This is a genomic window from Streptomyces sp. NPDC048424 (assembly GCF_040651555.1).
In the GTDB taxonomy this organism is placed as follows: domain Bacteria; phylum Actinomycetota; class Actinomycetes; order Streptomycetales; family Streptomycetaceae; genus Streptomyces.
The window spans coordinates 47,194-66,963 of record NZ_JBEZKE010000034.1; the positions used below are offsets into that span (position 1 = coordinate 47,194).

15 protein-coding genes are annotated in these 19,770 nt (G+C 73.4%); 3 read left to right on the forward strand and 12 right to left on the reverse strand.

The window, feature by feature from the left end; all coding sequences use genetic code 11:
• Nucleotides 1–37: 37 nt before the first annotated feature.
• Nucleotides 38–655 carry a PH domain-containing protein gene (locus tag AB0D29_RS32705; protein WP_362859200.1) on the reverse strand — a complete coding sequence of 206 codons (618 nt, stop codon included), beginning with the start codon at nt 653–655 and terminating at the stop codon, nt 38–40.
• Nucleotides 656–1,048: 393 nt separating this feature from the next.
• Nucleotides 1,049–1,711, reverse strand: a complete 663-nt coding sequence (gene pdxH, locus AB0D29_RS32710) for a pyridoxamine 5'-phosphate oxidase (protein WP_362859202.1) — start codon at nt 1,709–1,711, stop codon at nt 1,049–1,051.
• A 200-nt stretch (nt 1,712–1,911) separates the two neighbouring features.
• On the opposite strand from pdxH, the gene AB0D29_RS32715 reads away from it, so the two are divergent.
• Complete coding sequence (locus AB0D29_RS32715) at nt 1,912–3,018, forward strand: citrate synthase 2 (protein ID WP_030390669.1); 1,107 nt, start codon at nt 1,912–1,914, stop codon at nt 3,016–3,018.
• 76 nt (nt 3,019–3,094) lie between these two features.
• On the opposite strand, the gene AB0D29_RS32720 is transcribed toward AB0D29_RS32715, so the two are convergent.
• The 7 genes from AB0D29_RS32720 to AB0D29_RS32750 all read right to left on the reverse strand — a co-directional run bounded on the left by AB0D29_RS32720 (nt 3,095) and on the right by AB0D29_RS32750 (nt 11,868).
• Nucleotides 3,095–3,700 (reverse strand): TetR/AcrR family transcriptional regulator, encoded by a 606-nt coding sequence (locus AB0D29_RS32720; protein WP_362859204.1) that lies wholly within the window; start codon nt 3,698–3,700, stop codon nt 3,095–3,097.
• Nucleotides 3,688–4,425, reverse strand: a complete 738-nt coding sequence (locus tag AB0D29_RS32725; RefSeq protein WP_362859206.1) for an enoyl-CoA hydratase family protein — start codon at nt 4,423–4,425, stop codon at nt 3,688–3,690. The genes AB0D29_RS32720 and AB0D29_RS32725 overlap by 13 nt, the downstream gene beginning before the upstream one ends.
• Nucleotides 4,426–4,603: 178 nt before the next feature.
• The gene (locus AB0D29_RS32730; protein ID WP_362859208.1) at nt 4,604–5,773 is read right to left on the reverse strand and encodes an acyl-CoA dehydrogenase family protein; all 1,170 of its coding nucleotides are present in this window, start codon (nt 5,771–5,773) and stop codon (nt 4,604–4,606) included.
• The gene (locus tag AB0D29_RS32735; protein WP_362859210.1) at nt 5,770–7,701 is read right to left on the reverse strand and encodes a biotin carboxylase N-terminal domain-containing protein; all 1,932 of its coding nucleotides are present in this window, start codon (nt 7,699–7,701) and stop codon (nt 5,770–5,772) included. Before AB0D29_RS32735 ends, AB0D29_RS32730 begins: the two co-directional genes overlap by 4 nt.
• Before the next feature lie 8 nt (nt 7,702–7,709).
• Nucleotides 7,710–9,308 (reverse strand): carboxyl transferase domain-containing protein, encoded by a 1,599-nt coding sequence (locus AB0D29_RS32740; RefSeq protein ID WP_362859212.1) that lies wholly within the window; start codon nt 9,306–9,308, stop codon nt 7,710–7,712.
• Nucleotides 9,305–11,059, reverse strand: coding sequence for an acyclic terpene utilization AtuA family protein (locus AB0D29_RS32745; RefSeq protein WP_362859214.1), 1,755 nt, complete (start codon nt 11,057–11,059; stop codon nt 9,305–9,307). Before AB0D29_RS32745 ends, AB0D29_RS32740 begins: the two co-directional genes overlap by 4 nt.
• On the reverse strand, nt 11,056–11,868 hold the full coding sequence (locus AB0D29_RS32750; RefSeq protein WP_362859216.1) for a TIGR03084 family metal-binding protein: 813 nt from the start codon (nt 11,866–11,868) through the stop codon (nt 11,056–11,058). The genes AB0D29_RS32745 and AB0D29_RS32750 overlap by 4 nt, the downstream gene beginning before the upstream one ends.
• 348 nt (nt 11,869–12,216) lie before the next feature.
• Here AB0D29_RS32750 and AB0D29_RS32755 point away from each other — a divergent pair, with 348 nt between their 5' ends.
• The gene (locus AB0D29_RS32755; protein ID WP_362859217.1) at nt 12,217–13,839 is read left to right on the forward strand and encodes a CocE/NonD family hydrolase; all 1,623 of its coding nucleotides are present in this window, start codon (nt 12,217–12,219) and stop codon (nt 13,837–13,839) included.
• Between the two features lie 101 nt (nt 13,840–13,940).
• Here AB0D29_RS32755 and AB0D29_RS32760 read toward each other — a convergent pair whose 3' ends face one another.
• From AB0D29_RS32760 to AB0D29_RS32770, 3 genes are read right to left on the reverse strand one after another with little or no spacing between them, the layout of a single operon-like run.
• Nucleotides 13,941–14,297 (reverse strand): DUF1801 domain-containing protein, encoded by a 357-nt coding sequence (locus tag AB0D29_RS32760; RefSeq protein ID WP_362859219.1) that lies wholly within the window; start codon nt 14,295–14,297, stop codon nt 13,941–13,943.
• The gene (locus AB0D29_RS32765; protein ID WP_362859221.1) at nt 14,297–15,256 is read right to left on the reverse strand and encodes an EamA family transporter; all 960 of its coding nucleotides are present in this window, start codon (nt 15,254–15,256) and stop codon (nt 14,297–14,299) included. The genes AB0D29_RS32760 and AB0D29_RS32765 overlap by 1 nt, the downstream gene beginning before the upstream one ends.
• 47 nt (nt 15,257–15,303) lie before the next feature.
• Nucleotides 15,304–18,012 carry an FAD-binding and (Fe-S)-binding domain-containing protein gene (locus AB0D29_RS32770; RefSeq protein WP_362859240.1) on the reverse strand — a complete coding sequence of 903 codons (2,709 nt, stop codon included), beginning with the start codon at nt 18,010–18,012 and terminating at the stop codon, nt 15,304–15,306.
• A gap of 174 nt (nt 18,013–18,186) precedes the next feature.
• On the opposite strand from AB0D29_RS32770, the gene serC reads away from it, so the two are divergent.
• A complete protein-coding gene (gene serC / locus AB0D29_RS32775; RefSeq protein WP_362859223.1) occupies nt 18,187–19,305 on the forward strand; it encodes a phosphoserine transaminase in 1,119 nt (372 codons plus the stop codon).
• Nucleotides 19,306–19,770 lie beyond the last annotated feature (465 nt).

A 19,770-nucleotide genomic window follows, 5' to 3' on the forward strand; every position in this document is an offset into this window, starting at 1 on the left:
CACACTGCTTTCCGCGGATTGGGTACCGGAAATCCGGTCAGAAGTAGGCGCCGTGGGCGACGCACAGCACCACGAGGAAGCCGACGAAGACGAGTCCCATGAGGAGCGGCAGCTCCGTCGACAGCCACAGGAAGATCCGGTCCGCACGACCTTCCCGCGCCGTCTGGCGGGCGATGTGCGGTTCCGCCCGCGGATCCGGGGCCCAGTCGGCCGGCCGCCGCTCCCGCAGGAGGGACCGGAGGATGGCGACTTCCAGGTCGAGGACCGGCAGGTCGTCGTCGTTCACGCACCTCAGCAGGACGCGCCGGCCGTCGGACCGGTAGGCGTACGTGAGGGTCCGGGGTCCGGAGGCGATCTCGGCCGCGGCAACCATGCGGATGTCGTGGATCTCGTCCCAGGGGAGCCGGCGCACGCGGCACCAGGTGCCCGTGGTGATGCCCTGATCGTCGACGGTGGTGAATCTGGACCTCAGGCCGTACCCGCAGAGTGCGGCGAGGACCAGGGTCAGGCCGGTGAGCAGCAGGGTGCTCCCTTCGGACCACGGCCCGTCCTGGAGCTTCAGGCAGAGGCTCCCCAGCCCGAGGAACATCGCGGCGTGAAAACGCCAGTCCCCCGGTCCCCTGCGGTACTCGCGCGGTTGCACCACTTCCAGCATGTCTCCCCCTTGGATCTTGCTCCGTGCAGACGCCACTCTCTCCCGGCGCATCGGGGAAATAAACAGTTGTGGCTGCCGCGACGCCTGCCTAGGCTCGGACGTACACGAGAAGGGAGGTGGTTGCCGCAATGTACGGAAACCGGACGCGTGAGGTGGCTGCGGGCTAGGGCCCGTCGTCAGCAACGCACCCAGTGCGGTGCCCGGCGGATCGCCCGGCGCCAATCCCAAGCAGTCACCCGACCCGCGGGCTCGCCGGTACGTCCGGCCGGCTTCTCTCACTGCAGGAGAGAGACCCAGAGCCCGCGGGTCGCCTGCGTTCACCGCTCCCGGCGCCCGGGGGCCCTTCGTGCGGGCGGGCCCGCGGGCCGAACCCTCCCGCACGGCGCCGCACGGCTACGGGCAGAGCCGCTCGACGCGCCACTTGCCCTCGTCCAGGACGTAGCGCAGCCGGTCGTGCATGCGGTTCTCGTGGCCCTGCCAGAACTCCACCGCCTCCGGGACCACGCGCAGGCCGCCCCATTCCGGCGGGACCGGGACCTGCTCGCCCTCCGGGTAGCGGGCGTCGAGCTCGGCGTAGCGCTGGTCCAGTTCGGCGCGGGAGCCGATCACGCTGGACTGCTCGCTCGCCCAGGCGCCCAGCTGGGAGCCGTGGGGGCGGGAGCGGAAGTACGCCGCCGTCTCGTCGCGGCCGATGCGGGCCGCGGTGCCGGTGACGATCACCTGGCGCGAGATGGGGTGCCAGGGGAAGAGCAGGGCGACGTGCGGGTTCTCGTCGAGCTCGCGGCCCTTGCGGGAGGCGTAGTTGGTGAAGAAGACGAAGCCGCGCCCGTCGAACTGCTTCATCAGCACCGTGCGCGAGCTGGGCCGGCCGTCGGGGGTGGCCGTCGAGACGACCATCGCGTTCGGTTCGAAGAGGTGCGAGTCGGCGGCCTGCTGGAACCACAGGGCGAACTGGTCCATCGGATGCTCGGCGAGGGTCTCCTCGAGCACGATTTCCGAGCGGTACTGCTTGCGCATCGTGGCGGGGTCAATGTCCTGATCGGTCACGCTGGCCATCCTGCCGCAGCCGGGCCGGTGGCGGTGTGCCGTATGTCACGCTTCCGCAGTCGAGGCGGAGCGGCCAAAATCTTGGGGCCGGTCCGAAGGTCCCCGCGCGGGTGACCATCGGCCGTGCCGGGCATCAACGGGGATGACCGCGCCGGACCGCGAGTCACGCCGGGAGCCGCGCGTGTTCGCACTATCTGAGGAGCCGCCTGATGTCCGACTTCGTACCCGGGCTCGAAGGGGTCGTCGCGTTCGAGACCGAGATCGCCGAACCGGATAAGGAAGGCGGTTCGCTCCGCTACCGCGGGGTCGACATCGAGGATCTCGTCGGGCACGTCTCCTTCGGAAACGTCTGGGGCCTCCTGGTCGACGGTGCCTTCAACCCCGGTCTGCCCGCCGCCGAGCCCTTCCCCATCCCGGTCCACTCCGGTGACATCCGCGTCGACGTGCAGTCCGCGCTCGCGATGCTCGCCCCCGTGTGGGGACTGAAGCCGCTGCTGGACATCGACGAGCAGACCGCCCGCGACGACCTGGCGCGCGCGGCCGTGATGGCGCTGTCGTACGTCGCCCAGTCCGCGCGCGGCCAGGGCCTGCCGATGGTGCCGCAGCGGGAGATCGACAAGGCCGAGTCCGTGGTCGAGCGGTTCATGATCCGCTGGCGGGGCGAGCCGGACCCGCGGCACGTCAAGGCCGTCGACGCGTACTGGACCTCGGCCGCCGAACACGGCATGAACGCCTCCACCTTCACCGCGCGCGTCATCGCCTCCACCGGGGCGGACGTGGCGGCCGCCCTGTCCGGCGCCGTCGGGGCCATGTCCGGGCCGCTGCACGGCGGCGCGCCCTCCCGCGTGCTCGGCATGATCGAGGAGATCGAGCGCACCGGCGACGCCGTGGCGTACGTGAAGAAGGCCCTGGACAAGGGCGAGCGGCTGATGGGCTTCGGGCACCGCGTCTACCGCGCCGAGGACCCGCGCGCCCGCGTGCTGCGGCGCACCGCCAAGGAGCTCGACGCGCCGCGCTACGAGGTGGCCGCCGCGCTGGAGAAGGCCGCGCTGGAGGAGCTGCACGCGCGCCGCCCCGACCGCGTGCTCGCCACGAACGTGGAATTCTGGGCCGCGATCATGCTGGACTTCGCGGAGGTCCCGGCGCACATGTTCACCTCCATGTTCAGCTGCGCCCGTACCGCCGGCTGGTCGGCGCACATCCTGGAGCAGAAGCGCACGGGCCGCCTGGTGCGGCCGTCGGCCCGCTACACGGGCCCGGGCCGGCGCAACCCGCAGGAGATCGAGGGCTACGCGGACATCGCCGAGACGGCGTGAGCGCGTAAACGGACCCCTGTGGGCGCCGCATCCCGGTACCGGGGTGCGGCGCCCTGCCGTTTCCCCGGCCGGGGCCTCAGGACAGGGCGGCGTCGAGGATGCGGGACCACTGGGCCACCACGCGGGCCCGGCGGGCCGTGTCGTCGGTGAGGACGTTGGCCAGACCCAGGCCACGGGCCATGTCGAGAAGGCCCTGCACGGTCTCCCGTACGCCCGGCACGCACTCGTCGGCGCCCAGCAGCTCCACGGCGATGCGGTGGGTCTCCCGGCCGACCCGGGCCTCCAGTTCGGTGACCCGGGGGCGCAGTTGCTCCTCGTTGGAGGCGGCGACCCACAACTGGAGCGCGGCCCGGAAGAGCGTGCCCGTGTACAGGTCCACGAGCGCCTCCACCACCGCGGGGCGGGCGGCCGGGCCGGCGTGGAACAGGTCGCGCAGGGCCGTGGACCGCTCCTCGGCGACGTACTCGACGGCCGCGGTGAACAGGTCCTCGCGGGTCGGGAAGTGGTGCTGGGCGGCGCCGCGCGAGACGCCGGCCCGTTCGGCGACGACGGCGACGGTGGAACCGGCCCAGCCGTGTTCCGCCAGACAGGACACGGCCGCCTCCAGGAGGTGGCGGCGGGTGACGCGGCTGCGCGCCTGCTTGGGGCCGGCCGCGCCCGTCGCGCCGGTCACAGTGCCCATGACGGTTCCCGGCGCTCGAAGCGGGCGGTGATGCCCTCGCGGGCCTCGGCGGACGCGAAGAGCTCCCCGGACAGCTCCGTCAGGCGGGCGCCGTCGCGGTGCAGGGCCTCGCGCACGGCGGCGGCGGTCAGCGCCTTGGTCGCGGCCAGGCCTTGCGGGGAGGCCTTGCGCAGGCCGGCGAGTACGGGCTCCAGTGCTTCGTCCACGTCCTCGGCGTGCAGGGTGAGCAGCCCGATCCGGGCGGCCTCGGCGGCGTCGAAGGCCTCGGCGGTGAGGAAGTAGCGGGCGGCGGCGCGCGGGTCCAGGCGCGGGAGCAGCGGCATGGAGATCACCGCGGGGGCGAGGCCGAGGTGGGTCTCGGTGAAGGCGTACGAGGACTTCGGCCCGGCGGCGGCGATGTCGCAGACCCCGAGCAGCCCGAGGCCGCCGGCCCGGACGTGACCGGTGACGCGGGCGAGCACGGGCTTGGGCAGCTCGGCGATCTCGCGGAGCAGGGCCAGGAAGTCGGCGGGGGCGCTGGGGGACTTGAGGTCGGCGCCGGAGCAGAAGGTGTTGCCGGTGTGGGTGAGGACGAGGGCCCGGACCGCCGGGTCCGCGGCGGCGGTGGCGAGGGCGGCGCGGGTCGCTGCCACCAGCTCCGCGGAGAGGGCGTTGCGGTTGGCCGGGGAGTCGAGGGTCAGGGTGGTGACTCCGGCCACCGTTGTCGTGTGAACGGGTTGGACCATGTCTCCTCCGGAGGGGTGTGCGGGTGTCCGTGCTGGCCGGGATCCTCCCGGGGAGGGTATGCGGGCCGCCCGCGGCGTGGCTCCGCAGGGCACCGCGGAGCCCGGCTCCGCCGGCCCCCGGGATCCGCCCCGGACCCCGCGTCTCAACCGCCGGCGATCGAGACGCGGGGCGGGCGGGTCAGTAGGACTTGGGGAGGCCCAGGGTTTGGTGGGAGATGAAGTTGAGGATCATCTCGCGGCTGACCGGGGCGATGCGGGCCACGCGGGAGGCGGTGATGAGGGACGCGAGCCCGTACTCGCGGGTGAGGCCGTTGCCGCCGAGGGTGTGCACGGCCTGGTCCACCGCGCGGACGCACGCCTCACCCGCCGCGTACTTCGCCATGTTCGCGGCCTCCCCCGCCCCCATGTCGTCCCCCGCGTCGTACAGGCGGGCGGCCTTCTGCATCATCAGGCGGGCCAGTTCGAGCTCGATGTGCGCCGCGGCCAGCGGATGCGCCACGGCCTGGTGCGCGCCGATGGGCTCCTTCCACACCTGCCGGGTCTTCGCGTAGTCCACGGCCTTGGCGAGGGCGTAGCGGCCCATCCCGATGGCGAAGGCGGCCGTCATGATCCGCTCCGGGTTGAGCCCGGCGAACAGCTGGAGCAGGCCCGCGTCCTCGTCGCCGACCAACGCGTCGGCGGGCAGCCGCACCTCGTCCAGGACCAGTTCGAACTGCTTCTCCGCGGCCTGGAGTTCCATGTCGATGACCGAGCGGGAGAAGCCCGGGGCATCGCGGGGGACGATGAACAGGCAGGGCTTGAGGCTGCCGGTCCGGGCGTCCTCGGTGCGGCCGACGATGAGGGTGGCGTCGGCGATGTCGACGCCGGAGATGAAGACCTTGCGGCCGGTGAGGATCCAGTCGTCGCCGTCGCGGCGGGCCGTGGTGGTGATCCGGTGGGAGTTGGAACCGGCGTCGGGTTCGGTGATGCCGAAGGCCATGGTGCGGCTGCCGTCGGCGAGGCCCGGGAGCCAGGCCTGCTTCTGGGCTTCGGTGCCGAAGCGGGAGATGACCGTGCCGCAGATCGCGGGCGAGACGACCATCATCAGGAGGGGGCAGCCGGCCGCGCCCAGTTCCTCCAGGACGATGGACAGTTCGGCGATGCCGCCGCCTCCGCCGCCGTACTCCTCGGGGAGGTTGACCCCGAGGTAGCCGAGCTTCGCGGCGTCGGCCCACAGCTCGTCGGGGTGGCCGCCTTCGCGGGCGACGCGGGCGAGGTACTCGCGGCCGTAGCGCTGCCCGAGGGCGGCGACGGCCGTGCGCAGGGCCTGGTGCTCTTCGGTCTCGACGGTGCTGGTGGCGGAGCTCATGACTGCGTTTCCTCCTGGACTACGGCGAGCAGGGCGCCGAACTCGACCTGTTGGCCGGTGACGGCGTGGAGCGCGGTGAGCGTGCCGGAGGCGGGAGCGAGGATGCGGTGCTCCATCTTCATGGCCTCCAGCCAGAGCAGGGGCTGCCCGGCGGTGACGGGGCTGCCGACGGCGAGGCCCTCGGCGATGCGGACGACGGTGCCGGGCATGGGGGCGAGCAGGGAACCCGGTTCGGTCCGATCCTGGGGGTCGGGGAAGCGGGGAACGGGGATGAGGGTGTGGGCGCCGAGTGCGGAATCCACGTAGATCTCGGTCGGGCCCGGGTTGTTCGAATTACGTTTCACGTGGAACACCCGCCGGATTCCCTCGATTTCGAGGGTGACGAGGGTGGGGGTGGCGGCGAGGACACGGATGCCGGGGTGGTCGACGAGCCGGCCGGCCTGATAGCGGACCTCGTACTCGGCACCGCCCGCGGTGTAGCGGCGGATCTGCGGCTGGGAGCGGACGTTGCGCCAGCCGCCGAGACGGGCGGCGAGCGGGGCGTCCGCCGTGGGGGCCGCCTCGGCGAGGGCGGCGGCGAGGGCCGCCTCCGTGGCGTCCGCGGCGCCCTCGGTGAGGGCGTCGAGGTGGCGCTCGTAAAAGCCGGTGTCGAGCTGCCCGGCGGCGAACTCGGGGTGGTGCAGCGACCGTACGAGGAGCTCGCGGTTGGTGGTGAGCCCGTGGATGCGGGCTCCGGCGAGGGCGTGGGCGAGGGCGCGTACGGCCTCGGCGCGGGTGGGGGCGTGGGCGATGACCTTGGCGAGCATGGGGTCGTAGTGGATGCCGACCGTGTCCCCGTCGGTGAAGCCGGTGTCCACGCGGACCTGGCCGGGGACGGCGAGGGTGTGCAGGGCTCCGGTCTGCGGGCGCCAGTCCTGGGCCGGGTCCTCGGCGTAGAGGCGGGCCTCGACGGCGTGACCGGTGGGCTCCGGCGGCGACGGGGGCAGGGCCTCGCCCTCGGCCACGCGCAGCTGGAGGGCGACGAGGTCGAGGCCGAAGACGGCTTCGGTGACGGGGTGTTCGACCTGGAGGCGGGTGTTCATCTCCAGGAAGTACGGACGTCCGTCGGCGGTGACGAGGAACTCGACGGTGCCGGCGCCCCGGTAGGAGACGGCACGGGCGGCGGCGACGGCGGCGGCGTGGAGGTTCTCCCGCAGGGTTTCCGGCAGGCCGGGCGCCGGGGCCTCCTCGATGACCTTCTGGTGGCGGCGCTGGAGGGAGCAGTCGCGGGTGCCGAGCGCCCAGACGGTGCCGTGGGCGTCGGCGAGGATCTGCACCTCGACGTGGCGGCCGCGCTCGACGTACGGCTCGGCGAAGACCTCGCCGTCACCGAAGGCCGAACGGGCCTCGGCGGAGGCCGCGTCGAGGGCCTCCTGGAGCCCGGCGAGATCGCGGACCACGCGCATCCCGCGGCCGCCGCCACCGGCCGCGGCCTTCAGCAGCAGGGGCAGGTCGGTGGGGGTGGCGGCGGCCGGGTCGACGGGGTCCAGGAGCGGTACCCCGGCGACGCGCATCAGGTCCTTGGCGCGGGTCTTGGAGGCCATGGCCTCGATGGCCTCGGGCGGCGGGCCGATCCAGGTCAGGCCGGAAGCCAGGACCTCGCGGGCGAAGTCGGCGTTCTCGGAGAGGAAGCCGTAGCCGGGGTGGACGGCGTCGGCGCCCGCGGCGAGGGCGGCCTTGATGATCAGGTCGCCGCGCAGGTAGGTGTCGGCGGGGGCCGCGCCGGGCAGGCGTACGGCCGCGTCGGCTTCGCGCACGTGCAGGGCGTCGGCGTCCGGGTCGGAGTGGACGGCGACGGTGGCCAGGCCCAGGGCGCGGGCGGTGCGGAAGATCCGTACGGCGATCTCGCCGCGGTTGGCGACGAGCAGCGAGGTGATCAGCTGGGTCATGTGCGGGCTCACATCCGGAAGACGCCGAAGCCGCCACGGGCGCCCTCGACGGGGGCGTTGTGGACGGCCGACAGGCACAGGCCGAGGACGGTGCGGGTGTCGCGCGGGTCGATGACCCCGTCGTCGTACAGCCGCCCGGACAGGAACATCGGCAGGGACTCGGACTCGATCTGCGCCTCGACGAAGGCGCGCATCCCGGCGTCGGCCTCCTCGTCGTAGGGCAGCCCCTTCGCGGCGGCGGACTGCCGGGACACGATGGAGAGCACTCCGGCGAGCTGCTGGGGCCCCATGACGGCGGACTTGGCGCTGGGCCAGGCGAAGAGGAAGCGGGGCTCGTAGGCGCGGCCGCACATGCCGTAGTGGCCGGCGCCGTAGCTCGCGCCGATGAGCACGGACAGGTGCGGGACCTTCGAGTTGGAGACCGCGTTGATCATCATCGAGCCGTGCTTGATGATGCCGCCCTGCTCGTACTCCTTGCCGACCATGTAGCCGGTGGTGTTGTGGAGGAAGAGCAGCGGGATGTCGCGCTGGTTGGCGAGCTGGATGAACTGGGCGGCCTTCTGGGACTCGGCGCTGAACAGCACGCCCTGCGCGTTGGCGAGGATGCCGACGGGATAGCCGTGGAGGGTGGCCCAGCCGGTGACGAGGCTGGTGCCGTAGAGCGGCTTGAACTCGTCGAAGTCGGAGGCGTCGACGATGCGGGCGATGACCTCGCGCGGGTCGAAGGGCGTCTTGAGGTCGGGCGGGACGATGCCGAGGAGTTCCTCGGGGTCGTACTTCGGCTCCTGCGCCGGGGCCGGATCCGCGTGGGGCTTGCGGTGGTTCAGCCGGGCGACGACGCGGCGGGCCTGGCGGATCGCGTCGTACTCGTCGAGGGCGTAGTAGTCGGCGAGGCCGGAGGTGCGGGCGTGCATGTCCGCCCCGCCGAGGGACTCGTCGTCGCTCTCCTCGCCGGTGGCCATCTTGACCAGCGGCGGACCGCCGAGGAACACCTTCGAACGGTCCTTGATCATGATGGTGTGGTCGGACATGCCGGGGATGTACGCGCCTCCGGCGGTGGAGTTGCCGAAGACGACCGCGACGGTGGGAACACCTGCGGCCGAGAGCCGGGTGAGGTCGCGGAAGACCGCGCCGCCCGGGATGAAGATCTCCTTCTGGGAGGGGAGATCGGCGCCGCCGGACTCGACGAGGCTGATGCAGGGCAGGCGGTTCTGCCGGGCGATCTCGTTGGCCCGGAGGGCCTTCTTGAGGGTCCAGGGGTTGCTGGCACCGCCGCGGACGGTGGGGTCGTTGGCGGTGACCAGGCACTCGACGCCCTCGACCGTGCCGATGCCGGTGACCATGGAGGCGCCGACGGGGTAGTCGCTGCCCCAGGCGGCCAGCGGGGACAGCTCCAGGAACGGGGTGTCCGGGTCGAGGAGCAGCTCGACGCGCTCACGGGCCAGGAGCTTGCCGCGCTGCTTGTGGCGGGCCGTGTACTTCTCGCCGCCGCCTTGGAGGGCCTTCGCGTGCTCGGCGTCGAGGGCGGCGAGGCGTTCCAGGGCGGCGGTACGGGCCTGCGCGTGCTCGGGGGCGTGCGGGTCGACGGTGGTGCGGAGGCGGGTCATGGGCCGGTCCCCTCCGGGGCGGTCTCGGGCAGCAGGTGGGTCGGGATGTCCAGGTGACGGGCGCGGAGCCATTCGCCGAGGGCCTTGGCCTGGGGGTCGAAGCGGTGGCCGGAGGCGACGCCGGCGCCGAGGATGCCGGTGATGGTGAAGTTCAGCGCGCGGAGGTTCGGGAGCGGGTGGCGTCGCACTGCGTGCGGGCGGGTCTCGGGGAGCAGGTCCTGGAACACCTCTGTGGTGAGGGTGTCGTGCAGCCAGTGCCAGGCTTCGTCGGACTCGACCCAGACGCCTACGTTCGCGTCGCCGCCCTTGTCGCCGCTGCGGGCCCCGGCCACTGCCCCGAGGGGGGCGCGGGTGGTGGGCCCTGCGGGGGCTCCGCCCCCGAAGGGCCGCGCCTCAAACGCCGGCGCGGCTTCAAGACCGGGGCTCCGCCCCGCACCCCGCTCCTCAAACGCCGGAGGGGCTGAAATGGACAGGCGGGTGCCGTTCGGGAGGACTGCTGTGTGGGGGACCTCGGCGGCCGGGGTGAGGGTTGACGTGAAGGTGCCGTACGGCTGGGCCGGGCCCGGGGGGGTGGTGACGTGGAAGCCCGGGTAGCTGCCCAGGGCCAGTTCGATGGCCGTCGAGGTCAGGGCGCGGCCCACCCGGTCCGGGGACGGGTCGCGGACCACCAGCCGCAGCAGCGCACTGGCCGTCTCCTGCGTCGGGGCGTCCTCGTGGTCCGTGCGGGCGAGGGTCCAGTCGGCGGTGGCCACGCCCTCCAGGGCGTCGGAGAGCTGCGTGCGGACCAGGGCCGCCTTCGCTTCGATGTCCAGGCCGGTCAGGACGAAGACGACCTCGTTGCGCCAGCCGCCGATGCGGGTGACGCCCACCTTGAGGGTGGACGGCGGGGGTTCGCCGAGCACGCCGGAGATGCGGACGCGGTCGGGGCCGTCCTCGGAGAGGTGGACCGTGTCCAGGCGGGCGGTGACGTCGGGGCCGAGGTAGCGCACGCCCTGGGTCTCGTAGAGGAGTTGGGCGGTGACGGTGCCGACCGAGACGGTCCCGCCCGTGCCGGGGTGTTTGGTGATGACCGCCGAACCGTCGGCGGAGATCTCCGCGAGCGGGAACCCGGGGCGGCGGACGTCGTGCGCGGTGAAGAAGGCGTAGTTGCCGCCGGTGGCCTGGGTTCCGCACTCCAGGACGTGGCCGGCGACCACCGCCCCCGCCAGCCTGTCGTGGTCGTCCGGGGTCCAGTCGAACCACCAGGCCGCCGGGCCGCTGACGAGTGCCGCGTCCGTGACCCGGCCGGTCACGACGACGTCCGCGCCGGCCCGCAGGCAGGCGGTGATGCCGGCGCCGCCGAGGTAGGCGTTGGCGGTCAGCGCCCCGTCCTCGTGCGGGGTGAGGTCGTCCCCCTCGACGTGGGCCACGGTGACGGGGACGCCCACCTTGGCCGCCAGGACCCGTACGGCGTCGGCGAGTCCGGCCGGGTTGAGGCCGCCCGCGTTCGCGACGATGCGTACGCCCCGCTCGTGCGCGAGCCCGAGCCCCTCCTCCAGCTGGCGCAGGAAGGTCTTGGCGTAGCCGAGGTCCGGGTTCTTCAGGCGGTCGCGGCCGAGGATCAGCATGGTCAGCTCGGCGAGGTAGTCACCGGTCAGCACGTCGAGCGGGCCGCCGGTCAGCATCTCGCGCAGGGCGTCGAAGCGGTCGCCGTAGAAGCCCGACGCGTTGCCGATCCGCAGTGGGCGGTCGGCGGGGGGCCGGGGGGTCATCGGGCGGCGCCCGGCTCGCGCCCCGCGCCCGCCGGGCCCGCGAAGGCCTGGGCGATGTCCAGCCAGCGGTCCGCGTCGGGGCCGGCCGCGGTGAGGGCCAGGTCGGCGCGGTGGGCCCGCTGGGTCACCAGGAGACAGAAGTCGAGCGCCGGTCCGGTGATCCGCTGCGGGGCGTCCGGCGGCCCGTACGTCCACACCCCGGCGCCGTCGGGGGCGGTCAGCTCGACCCGGAACTCCTCGGCGGGCGCGGGCAGTGCGCGTACGGCGTAGGCGTAGTCGCGGGCCCGTACGCCGATCCGCGCCACGTGCCGCAGCCGCGCGGTCGGGGTGCGGCGCACCCCGAGCGCGTCGGCGACGTCCTGGCCGTGCGCCCAGGTCTCCATCAGCCGGGCGCTCGCCATGGAGGCGGCCTTCATCGGCGGCCCGTACCAGGGGAACCGGGTGTCGGGCGACGCTGCGGCGAGCGCCTCGTCGAGGGCGGCCCGCGTGGCCCGCCAGCGGGCGAGCAGTTCGGCGGGCGGCAGCGCCGCGCCCTCTTCCGCGCCTTCGTCGACGAAGGAGTCGGGGGCCTTCAGCGCCTCCTCGACCATGACGCCGAAGGCGGTGGCGTCGGTGAGGGAGAGCAGTGAGGCGCGGTCGGTCCAGTGCAGGTGGGCGATCTGGTGGGCGATGCTCCAGCCGGGCGCCGGGGTCGGCAGGGCCCAGTCGGGATCCGGCAACTCCCTGACGAGGGCTTCGAGTTCGCGGCCCTCCTCGCGCAGATCTGCGAAGACGGCGACGGCTGCGTCGACGGCGGACGGATCGGGCACGGTGCGCTCCCCTCTCGGCGTGAGGGAAGACTGGCAGCACCCAAGAAAACAATCAAGCACGCTTGCATGATTTTCTCGGCAGGCGGCACCTTCCCGCCACCCACCCCAAACCGGCACGGCGAAAAGGGAGTTGTCCCGCCGCCCCGCCGACCGCAGGTCCCGCCGCGCGGCGGCCGCCGGGCACGGAGGGGGCGATTCAGGCCGTAAGCCGGAAACTCGCGATACGTCACCGGATGTCCCGTCGATACTGAACGTTCCGCTCCGGGCCCGGGCGCGCGCACCACGTTCGATCCGCATTCGATCCACGTTCGATCCGCTTTGGATCCACGACGAAGAGGATGGACTGACGTGACTCCAGCCGCCCAACCCCCCTTCTCCCTCTATCCCGAACTCGACGCCACCGCCCTCAGCGCCTTCGTCGCCGCCCTGGAGAGCGGCGACGTCACCGGCCTCGCCCCCGCCCGCGCCGCGGAGGTCGCCGAGGTCCGCTCCCTCGCCGTGTTCACCCGCGGCAAGGTGACCGGCGCCGACGGGGACCTCCTCGACGCCGCGCTCTGGCGGCACACCGGGGCCCAGCCGCGCCCGGTGATCGTCATGCCCTCGCCCTGGACCAGCCTGGGCTGGCTGCCGTACGCCGTCCAGGCCAGCCTGTTCGCGGCCCGCGGCTACAACGTCCTCGCCTACTCCGCCCGCGGCTTCGCCGGCTCCGAGGGCCAGGTCGACGTGGCCGGCCCGCTCGACGTCGCCGACGGCAGCCGGGCCCTGGACCACCTCATCGAGCGCAGCTCCGGCCCCGTGACGAAGATCGGCTTCCTCGGGGACTCGTACGGCTCCGGCATCAGCCAACTGGTCGCCGCGCACGACACCCGCGTGGACGCCGTGGTCGCGCTCAGCAGCTGGGGCGACCTCGGGGAGGCGTTCTACGAGAACTCCACCCGCCACGTCGCCGCCGTACGGGCCCTGCTCAAGGCGGCCTCGAAGGCACGGCTGAGCCCGCAGACGCACAGCGTCTTCGACAACGTCCTCGGCAACCGCGACATCCCCGGCACCCTGCGCTGGGCGGAGACCCGCTCGCCCTTCAGCCACATCAAGGAGCTCAACCGCCGCCAGGTGCCGGTCTTCTTCTCGCACGCCTGGCACGAGACGCTCTTCCCGCCCAACCAGACCCTGAAGATGTTCAACGAGCTGACCGGCCCCAAACGCCTCGCCGTCTCCATCGGCGACCACTCCGGGCCCGAGATGACCGGCATGCTCGGCCTGCCGAACCGGATCTGGACGGACGCCCACCGCTGGTTCGACCACCACCTCAAGGGGATCGACAACGGCATCGGCGCCGAGGGCCAGGTGCTCGGCGAGGTCATGTGGAGCAAGACCCTCGAACCCCGCCCCAGCTGGCCCTCCCTCACCGAGAGCGTGCAACGGCTGCACCTGGCCGACGACGGGGAACTGGCCGAGGAGCCGCAGGCCGGCTGGACCGCGACCGTCGTGTGCGGGGTGGACACGCCGGCGACCGTCGCCGACAAGGTCGTCGAGTCCGGATACGACGAGATCGCCGGCCGCCCGAAGATCTACCCGACCGACGACATCGACCGCACCCTCGCCGCCGTATGGGAGGCGGAGCCGGCCGCGGAGACCGTGCGGCTGCGCGGCACGCCCCGGCTGCGCGTGACCTACCGGGCGGCGAACCCCGGCTCCACCTTCGTCGCGTACCTCCTCGACGCGGCCCCCGACGGCGCGGCCCACATCGTCACGCACGCCCCGTACACCGACGCCGACTCCCCGCCCGACAGCCTGGTCAGCGCGGACATCGACCTGCAGGCGACGGCGTACGACGTACCGCGCGGCCACCGCCTGATGCTGGTGATCGACGCCCGCGACCCGTTCTACGGCGACGCCAACCTGCCGCGCGCGACGCTGGCGTTCACCTCGCCCGAGGCGACGCCCTCCTACCTGGATCTGCCGCTCGGCTGAGAGACGTACACCCGCCCGGCCGGTCCCCCGCGGCCGGCGGGGCGGGCGTACGCGTCAGCAACGACGCAGGAAGTGCCCGTCCGGTTGCACCCGGACGCCCCTCAGCAGATTCGGCCCGGCGCGGCCCTCGCCGTGGCGCGCAGGAGGTCGCGCAGGAGGTCGAAGTCGACCTTGGCCGGGTTGCGGAAACGGAGGCAGCCCTTGCCCATGTCGTGGACGGCCAGGCGGTCCGCGAAGGCGTCGCGCACGTCCGTGCGCAGCAGGTAGAAGGAGATGTACTGCTTCTGGTTCGCCCAGGCGATCTCGCCGACGCTCTCGCCGGCCCGCACGTAGGCGGGCATCCCGTACGCGATGACCTCCTCGAAGCCCGTCAGTTCCGCCAGGCACAGCGCGCGCAGCCGGGTGAGGGCGGGGCGGCGGGCCTCGGGGGTACCGGCCAGGTACGTGTCGACGTCCATCAGGCGGGCTGCTTTCGGATCTGGGAGCGGACCGCGCCCATGCTGGCCGCGATCACGAGGGCGATGGCCAGGGCGTCCACCGCGGACATGGCCTGGTTCAGGACGAGGAAGCCCGCGGTGGCGGCGATGGCCGGCTCCAGGCTCATCAGGATCGCGAAGGTCGGGGCGGGCATCCGCCGCAGGGCGAGCATCTCCAGCGTGTAGGGCAGGACGGAGGACAGCACGGCCACGCCGAGGCCCAGCGCGAGGGTGCTCGGGACCAGCAGGTCCGTGCCCGCGCCGGCGATGCCCAGGGGCAGCGAGAGGACCGCGGCCACCGCCATCGCCAGGGCCAGGCCGTCCGCCTGCGGGAAGCGGCGGCCCGTACGCGCGCTGAACACGATGTACGCCGCCCACATCGCACCGGCCCCGAGCGCGAAGGCCGCGCCCAGCGGGTCGAGCGAGCCGAAGCCGAGGCCGCCCCCGCCGTGTCCGGAGAGCAGGACGACGCCGCCGAGGGCGAGGCCGGCCCACAGGAAGTTCACCAGGCGCCGGGAGACGAGGACGGACAGGGCGAGCGGCCCGAGCACCTCCAGGGTGACGGCCGGGCCGAGCGGGATCCGGTCGATGGACTGGTAGAAGAGCCCGTTCATGCCGGCCATGGCGACGCCGAAGGCGAGCACCGTGCCCCAGTCGGAGCGGGAGTAGCCGCGCACCTTGGGCCGGCACAGGAGCAGCAGCACGACCGCGGCGGCCGCGAGGCGCAGCGTGACCACGCCCGCCGCGCCCGCCCTCGGCATGATCATGACCGCGAGGGCGGCGCCGAACTGCACCGAGATCCCCGCCGAGATCACCAGCGCGACGGGCCCGAGACCGCGGCCGCGGCCCTCGGCGGGCAGCGGGGCCGATGCGGTGGCGGGGGCCGGGCCGGCCTGGGCCGGGAGCGAAGCCGGGGACGCGGAGGAGGAGGGTGCGGGCATTCCTCCAGATTACGGCGTTCGTAAGGAGTGTGGCTGCGTGTCTTGCCTTACAGGCCCTCCGCCAGGAGTTCTGCCAGGTGGCGGGCCCGGACCCCGCCCAGCTGGGCGATCTGGGTGCGGCAGGAGAAGCCGTCCGCCTGGACCAGGGCGTCCGGACCGGCCGCGCGCAGCGCCGGGAGCAGCTGTTCCTCCGCGCAGGCCACCGACACCTCGTGGTGGCCCGGCTCGAAGCCGAAGTTCCCGGCCAGACCGCAGCAGCCGCCGCTGAGCTCGCCCACGAGGCCGGCGCGCTCGCGCAGCCGCCTGTCCGCCGCGTCGCCGAGGACCGCGTGCTGGTGGCAGTGGGTCTGCCCGGCCACCGCGCGGTCGAGGCGGGGCGGCCGCCAGTGCGGGGCGTACTCCTCCAGGGTCTCGGCGAAGGTGCGGACGGCTGCCGCCAGGCGGGCCGCGCGGGGGTCGTCGGGGAGGAGGGCGGGGAGGTCCGTGCGGAGGGCCGCGGCGCAGCTGGGTTCCAGCACCACCACGGGTGCCGGGACGTCGCCGATGGCGGTCAGGGTGCGGTGGAGGACCTTGCGGGCGCGGTCGAGGCGGCCGGTGGAGACGTAGGTCAGGGCGCAGCAGACCGTTCCGCCGGGTGCGTTCACTCGCAGCCCCGCGGCCTCCAGTACCCGTACCGCCGCGCGGCCGGCCTCCGGGGCCAGGTACTCCGTGAACGTGTCGGGCCAGAGGGTGACCTTGGGGCCCTGCGGGCGGCTCTCCCCGCCCCGCCCCTTCCCGAAACCGGGGCTCCGCCCCGGACCCCGCTCCTCAAACGCCGGAGGGGCTGAAACATGCCCCGGCGGGGCTGGATGGTGGGGCGGAGCCGAGAGGGAGCGCGTAAAGGGCACCCGGGCCAGTTTCGGCAGGGCGCGGGCGCGCGTCAGGCTCGGGACCGGGAGGAGGCGGGCGGCGGTGTTCGCGACGCGCGCCATGCGCAGCGCGGCGATCAGGCGGAGCCAGGTCGGGAGGCCGCCCAGGGCGTAGTGGGCGAGCGGGCGGATGCGTCCCGACCAGTGGTGGTGCAGGAACTGCGACTTGTACGTGGCCATGTCCACGCCCACCGGGCAGTCGCTGAGACAGCCCTTGCAGCCCAGGCACAGGTCCAGCGCCTCGGCGACCTCCGCCGAGCGCCAGCCGTCCCGCACGATCTCCCCCGCCAGCATCTCGTGCAGCAGCCGGGCCCGGCCGCGCGTGGAGTGCCGTTCCTCGCCCGTGGCCCGGTAGGACGGGCACATCACCCCCGGCCCCCCGACGTCCGTGGTGCGGCACTTCGCGACCCCGACGCACCGCGCGACCTCACCGGCGAACGGCGTGGCCGGCAGCACCGCGAAGCGGAGGTTCTCGTCGAGCCGTGCGGGCCGGACCAGCATCCCCGGGTTCATCCCGCCGGCCGGGTCCCACACGTCCTTGTACGCGCCGAACAGCCGGACCACCTCCGGCCCGTACATGCGCGGCAGCAGTTCGGCCCGCGCCTGTCCGTCGCCGTGCTCCCCCGACAGCGAGCCGCCGTGCGCGACGACCAGGTCGGCCAGTTCGCCGGAGAAGGCCCGGAAGCGGGCCACCCCGTCCGCCGAGACGAGGTCGAAGTCGATCCGTACGTGCACACAGCCCTCGCCGAAGTGCCCGTACGGGGATCCGCGCAGCCCGTGCGCCGCCAGCAGCGCGCGGAACTCCCGCAGGTACGCGCCCAGCCGGGCCGGCGGCACCGCGCAGTCCTCCCATCCCGGCCAGGCCATCTCCCCTCCCGGCAGCCGGGTCGCCGTGCCCGCCGCGTCCTCCCGGATCCGCCACAGGGCCCGCTGCCCCGCCGGGTCGGTGACCACCACCGCGTCGAGGGCGTCGGCGCCCCGTACGAGTTCCCGCGCCGCTCCCTCGTCCCACATCTCCACGAACAGCCAGGCCCGGCCCCGCGGCAGTCCCGCCGCCCCGCGCACCAGGTCCTCGGCCATCCCCTCCACCGTCAGCGGCCGGTACGGGAGCAGCCCGGCGGCCGCGTCCGCGGCCGCGCTCTCGTCGGCGTACCCGAGGACGGCCAGGACCGGCGCGCGCGGCGCCTCCACCAGGCGCACGACGGCCTCGGTCACCACCCCGAGCGTGCCCTCGCTCCCGCAGAAGGCGCGGGCGAGCCCCACTCCGCGCTCGGGCAGCAGCGCGTCCAGTCCGCCGTAGCCGGAGATCCGCCGCGAGAAGCCGCCGCCCATCCCGGTGCGCAGCAGGGCCAGGTTCCCGTCGACCAGTTCCCGCAGCCCTTCCGGCGCCCCCGACCAGCCCGTCCCGATCCGGTGCGCGGCGCCCCCGTACGCCGTCACCGCCAGCTCGGTCACGTTGTCCGCGGTGGTGCCCCAGGCGACGGAGTGGGCGCCGCACGCGTTGTTGCCGATCATGCCGCCGAGGGTGCAGCGGGAGTGCGTGGAGGGGTCCGGCCCGAAGGTCAGCCCGTACGGGCGCACCGCGTCCCGCAGCCGGTCGAGTACGAGGCCGGGCTGGACCACGGCGGTGCGCGCGGCCGGGTCCACCGACACCAGGGCGTTCATGTGCCGGGTGAGGTCGAGGACCACTCCGGTGCCCGTGGCCTGGCCGGCGATGGAGGTGCCGCCGCCGCGCGGGACGACCGGGACCCCGGCCCCGGCGCACACGCGCAGGGCGGCCGCCACGTCGTCGGCGTCGCGCGGGGCGACCACGCCGACGGGGACGCGCCGGTAGTTGGAGGCATCCATGGTCGTCAGTGCCCGGGCGGCGGCCCCGAAGTCCACCTCGCCGCGCAGCTCCGCCCGCAATGTCCGTTCGAGTTCCCCGGGTGACGTCACGGCACCACCCTCGCACCGTCCGGCCGCGTCTCATCGGGTGGACGCGCCTCCGAGGCGTGGACCGGGACCGGATACGCTCCGCTCGTGGCCGAGATCCAGATTCCCGCTGACATCAAGCCCGCCGACGGACGCTTCGGCGCGGGCCCCTCCAAGGTGCGGACCGAGGCGCTGGACGCCCTCGCCGCCACCGGTACCTCCCTGCTCGGAACCTCCCACCGCCAGGCCCCGGTCAAGAACCTGGTCGGCTCGGTGCGGCAGGGCATCCGGGACCTCTTCTCCCTCCCCGAGGGGTACGAGGTGATCCTGGGCAACGGCGGCTCCACCGCCTTCTGGGACATCGCGACCGCCGGGCTCATCGAGAACAAGTCCCAGCACCTCACCTTCGGCGAGTTCTCCTCCAAGTTCGCCAAGGCCGCGAAGCTCGCGCCGTGGCTGGCGGAGCCCTCCGTGATCTCCTCGGAGCCGGGCACGCACCCGGAGCCGGTGGCCGAGGCGGGCGTGGACGTGTACGCGTACACGCACAACGAGACCTCGACGGGTGTCGCCGCGCCGATCAAGCGCGTCGCGGGCGCCGACGCCGGTTCACTCGTCCTGGTGGACGCGACCTCGGGCGCCGGCGGTCTGCCGGTGGACATCACCGAGACGGACGTCTACTACTTCGCCCCGCAGAAGTCCTTCGCCTCCGACGGCGGCCTGTGGCTGGCCGCGTTCTCCCCGGCCGCACTGGAGCGCGCCGCCCGCGTGCACGCGTCGGGCCGGCACATCCCGGAGTTCTTCTCGCTGCCGACGGCGATCGACAACTCGCTGAAGAACCAGACGTACAACACCCCGGCGCTGGCCACCCTCTTCCTGCTGGACCAGCAGCTGGAGTGGATGAACAGCCAGGGCGGCCTGGAGTTCACCACCGGCCGTACGGCGGCCAGCGCGCGCAACCTGTACGGCTGGGCGGAGGCGTCGAAGTACGCGACCCCCTTCGTCGTGGACGCCGACAAGCGCTCGTCCGTCATCGGCACGATCGACTTCTCGGACGACATCGACGCGGCGGCCGTCGCCAAGGTGCTGCGCGCCAACGGGATCGTGGACACCGAGCCGTACCGCAAGCTGGGCCGCAACCAGCTGCGCATCGCGATGTTCCCGGCGATCGACCCGGCCGACGTGCAGAAGCTGACGGCCTGCATCGACTACGTGATCGAGAAGCTCTGACGGTCCGTACCGATCCGCGCCGGTCCCCACCGATCGGTTCCGAGGCCCCTGGTGACGTGAAGTCGCCGGGGGCTTCGGCGTTCCCGGTCTCCCCTGCATGGTTTCGGCCAGCGTCCGAGCTCAAGTAGGCGGAAAGTCCGCATTCCAGTTGGCGTCGTGGGCGGGCATCCGGTGCAGGGCAGGGAAGAGCCCGGCCGGTGGGCGAGCCGTTCACCTCACCGACGAGATCCGGCCATTCGAAGATCGCGGGCGGGTGGGGGAAGTTGGTCCGACCGAGGGGGCGACGCCTACTGTCGCCCCAGGTCACCACCGATTCGCGCTCGTCAGCTGATCGTCGGTGGACCGCCCTCGCCGTTTGACCCGGTGCGGATGGTCCGCGAGCTGCCGGCCGCCCCCGCGATGCCGGGCCACTCCCTCCCGTGGCCCGGCGTCCGGAGCGACGCCGCCCCTGAGCCGCAGCGAGTG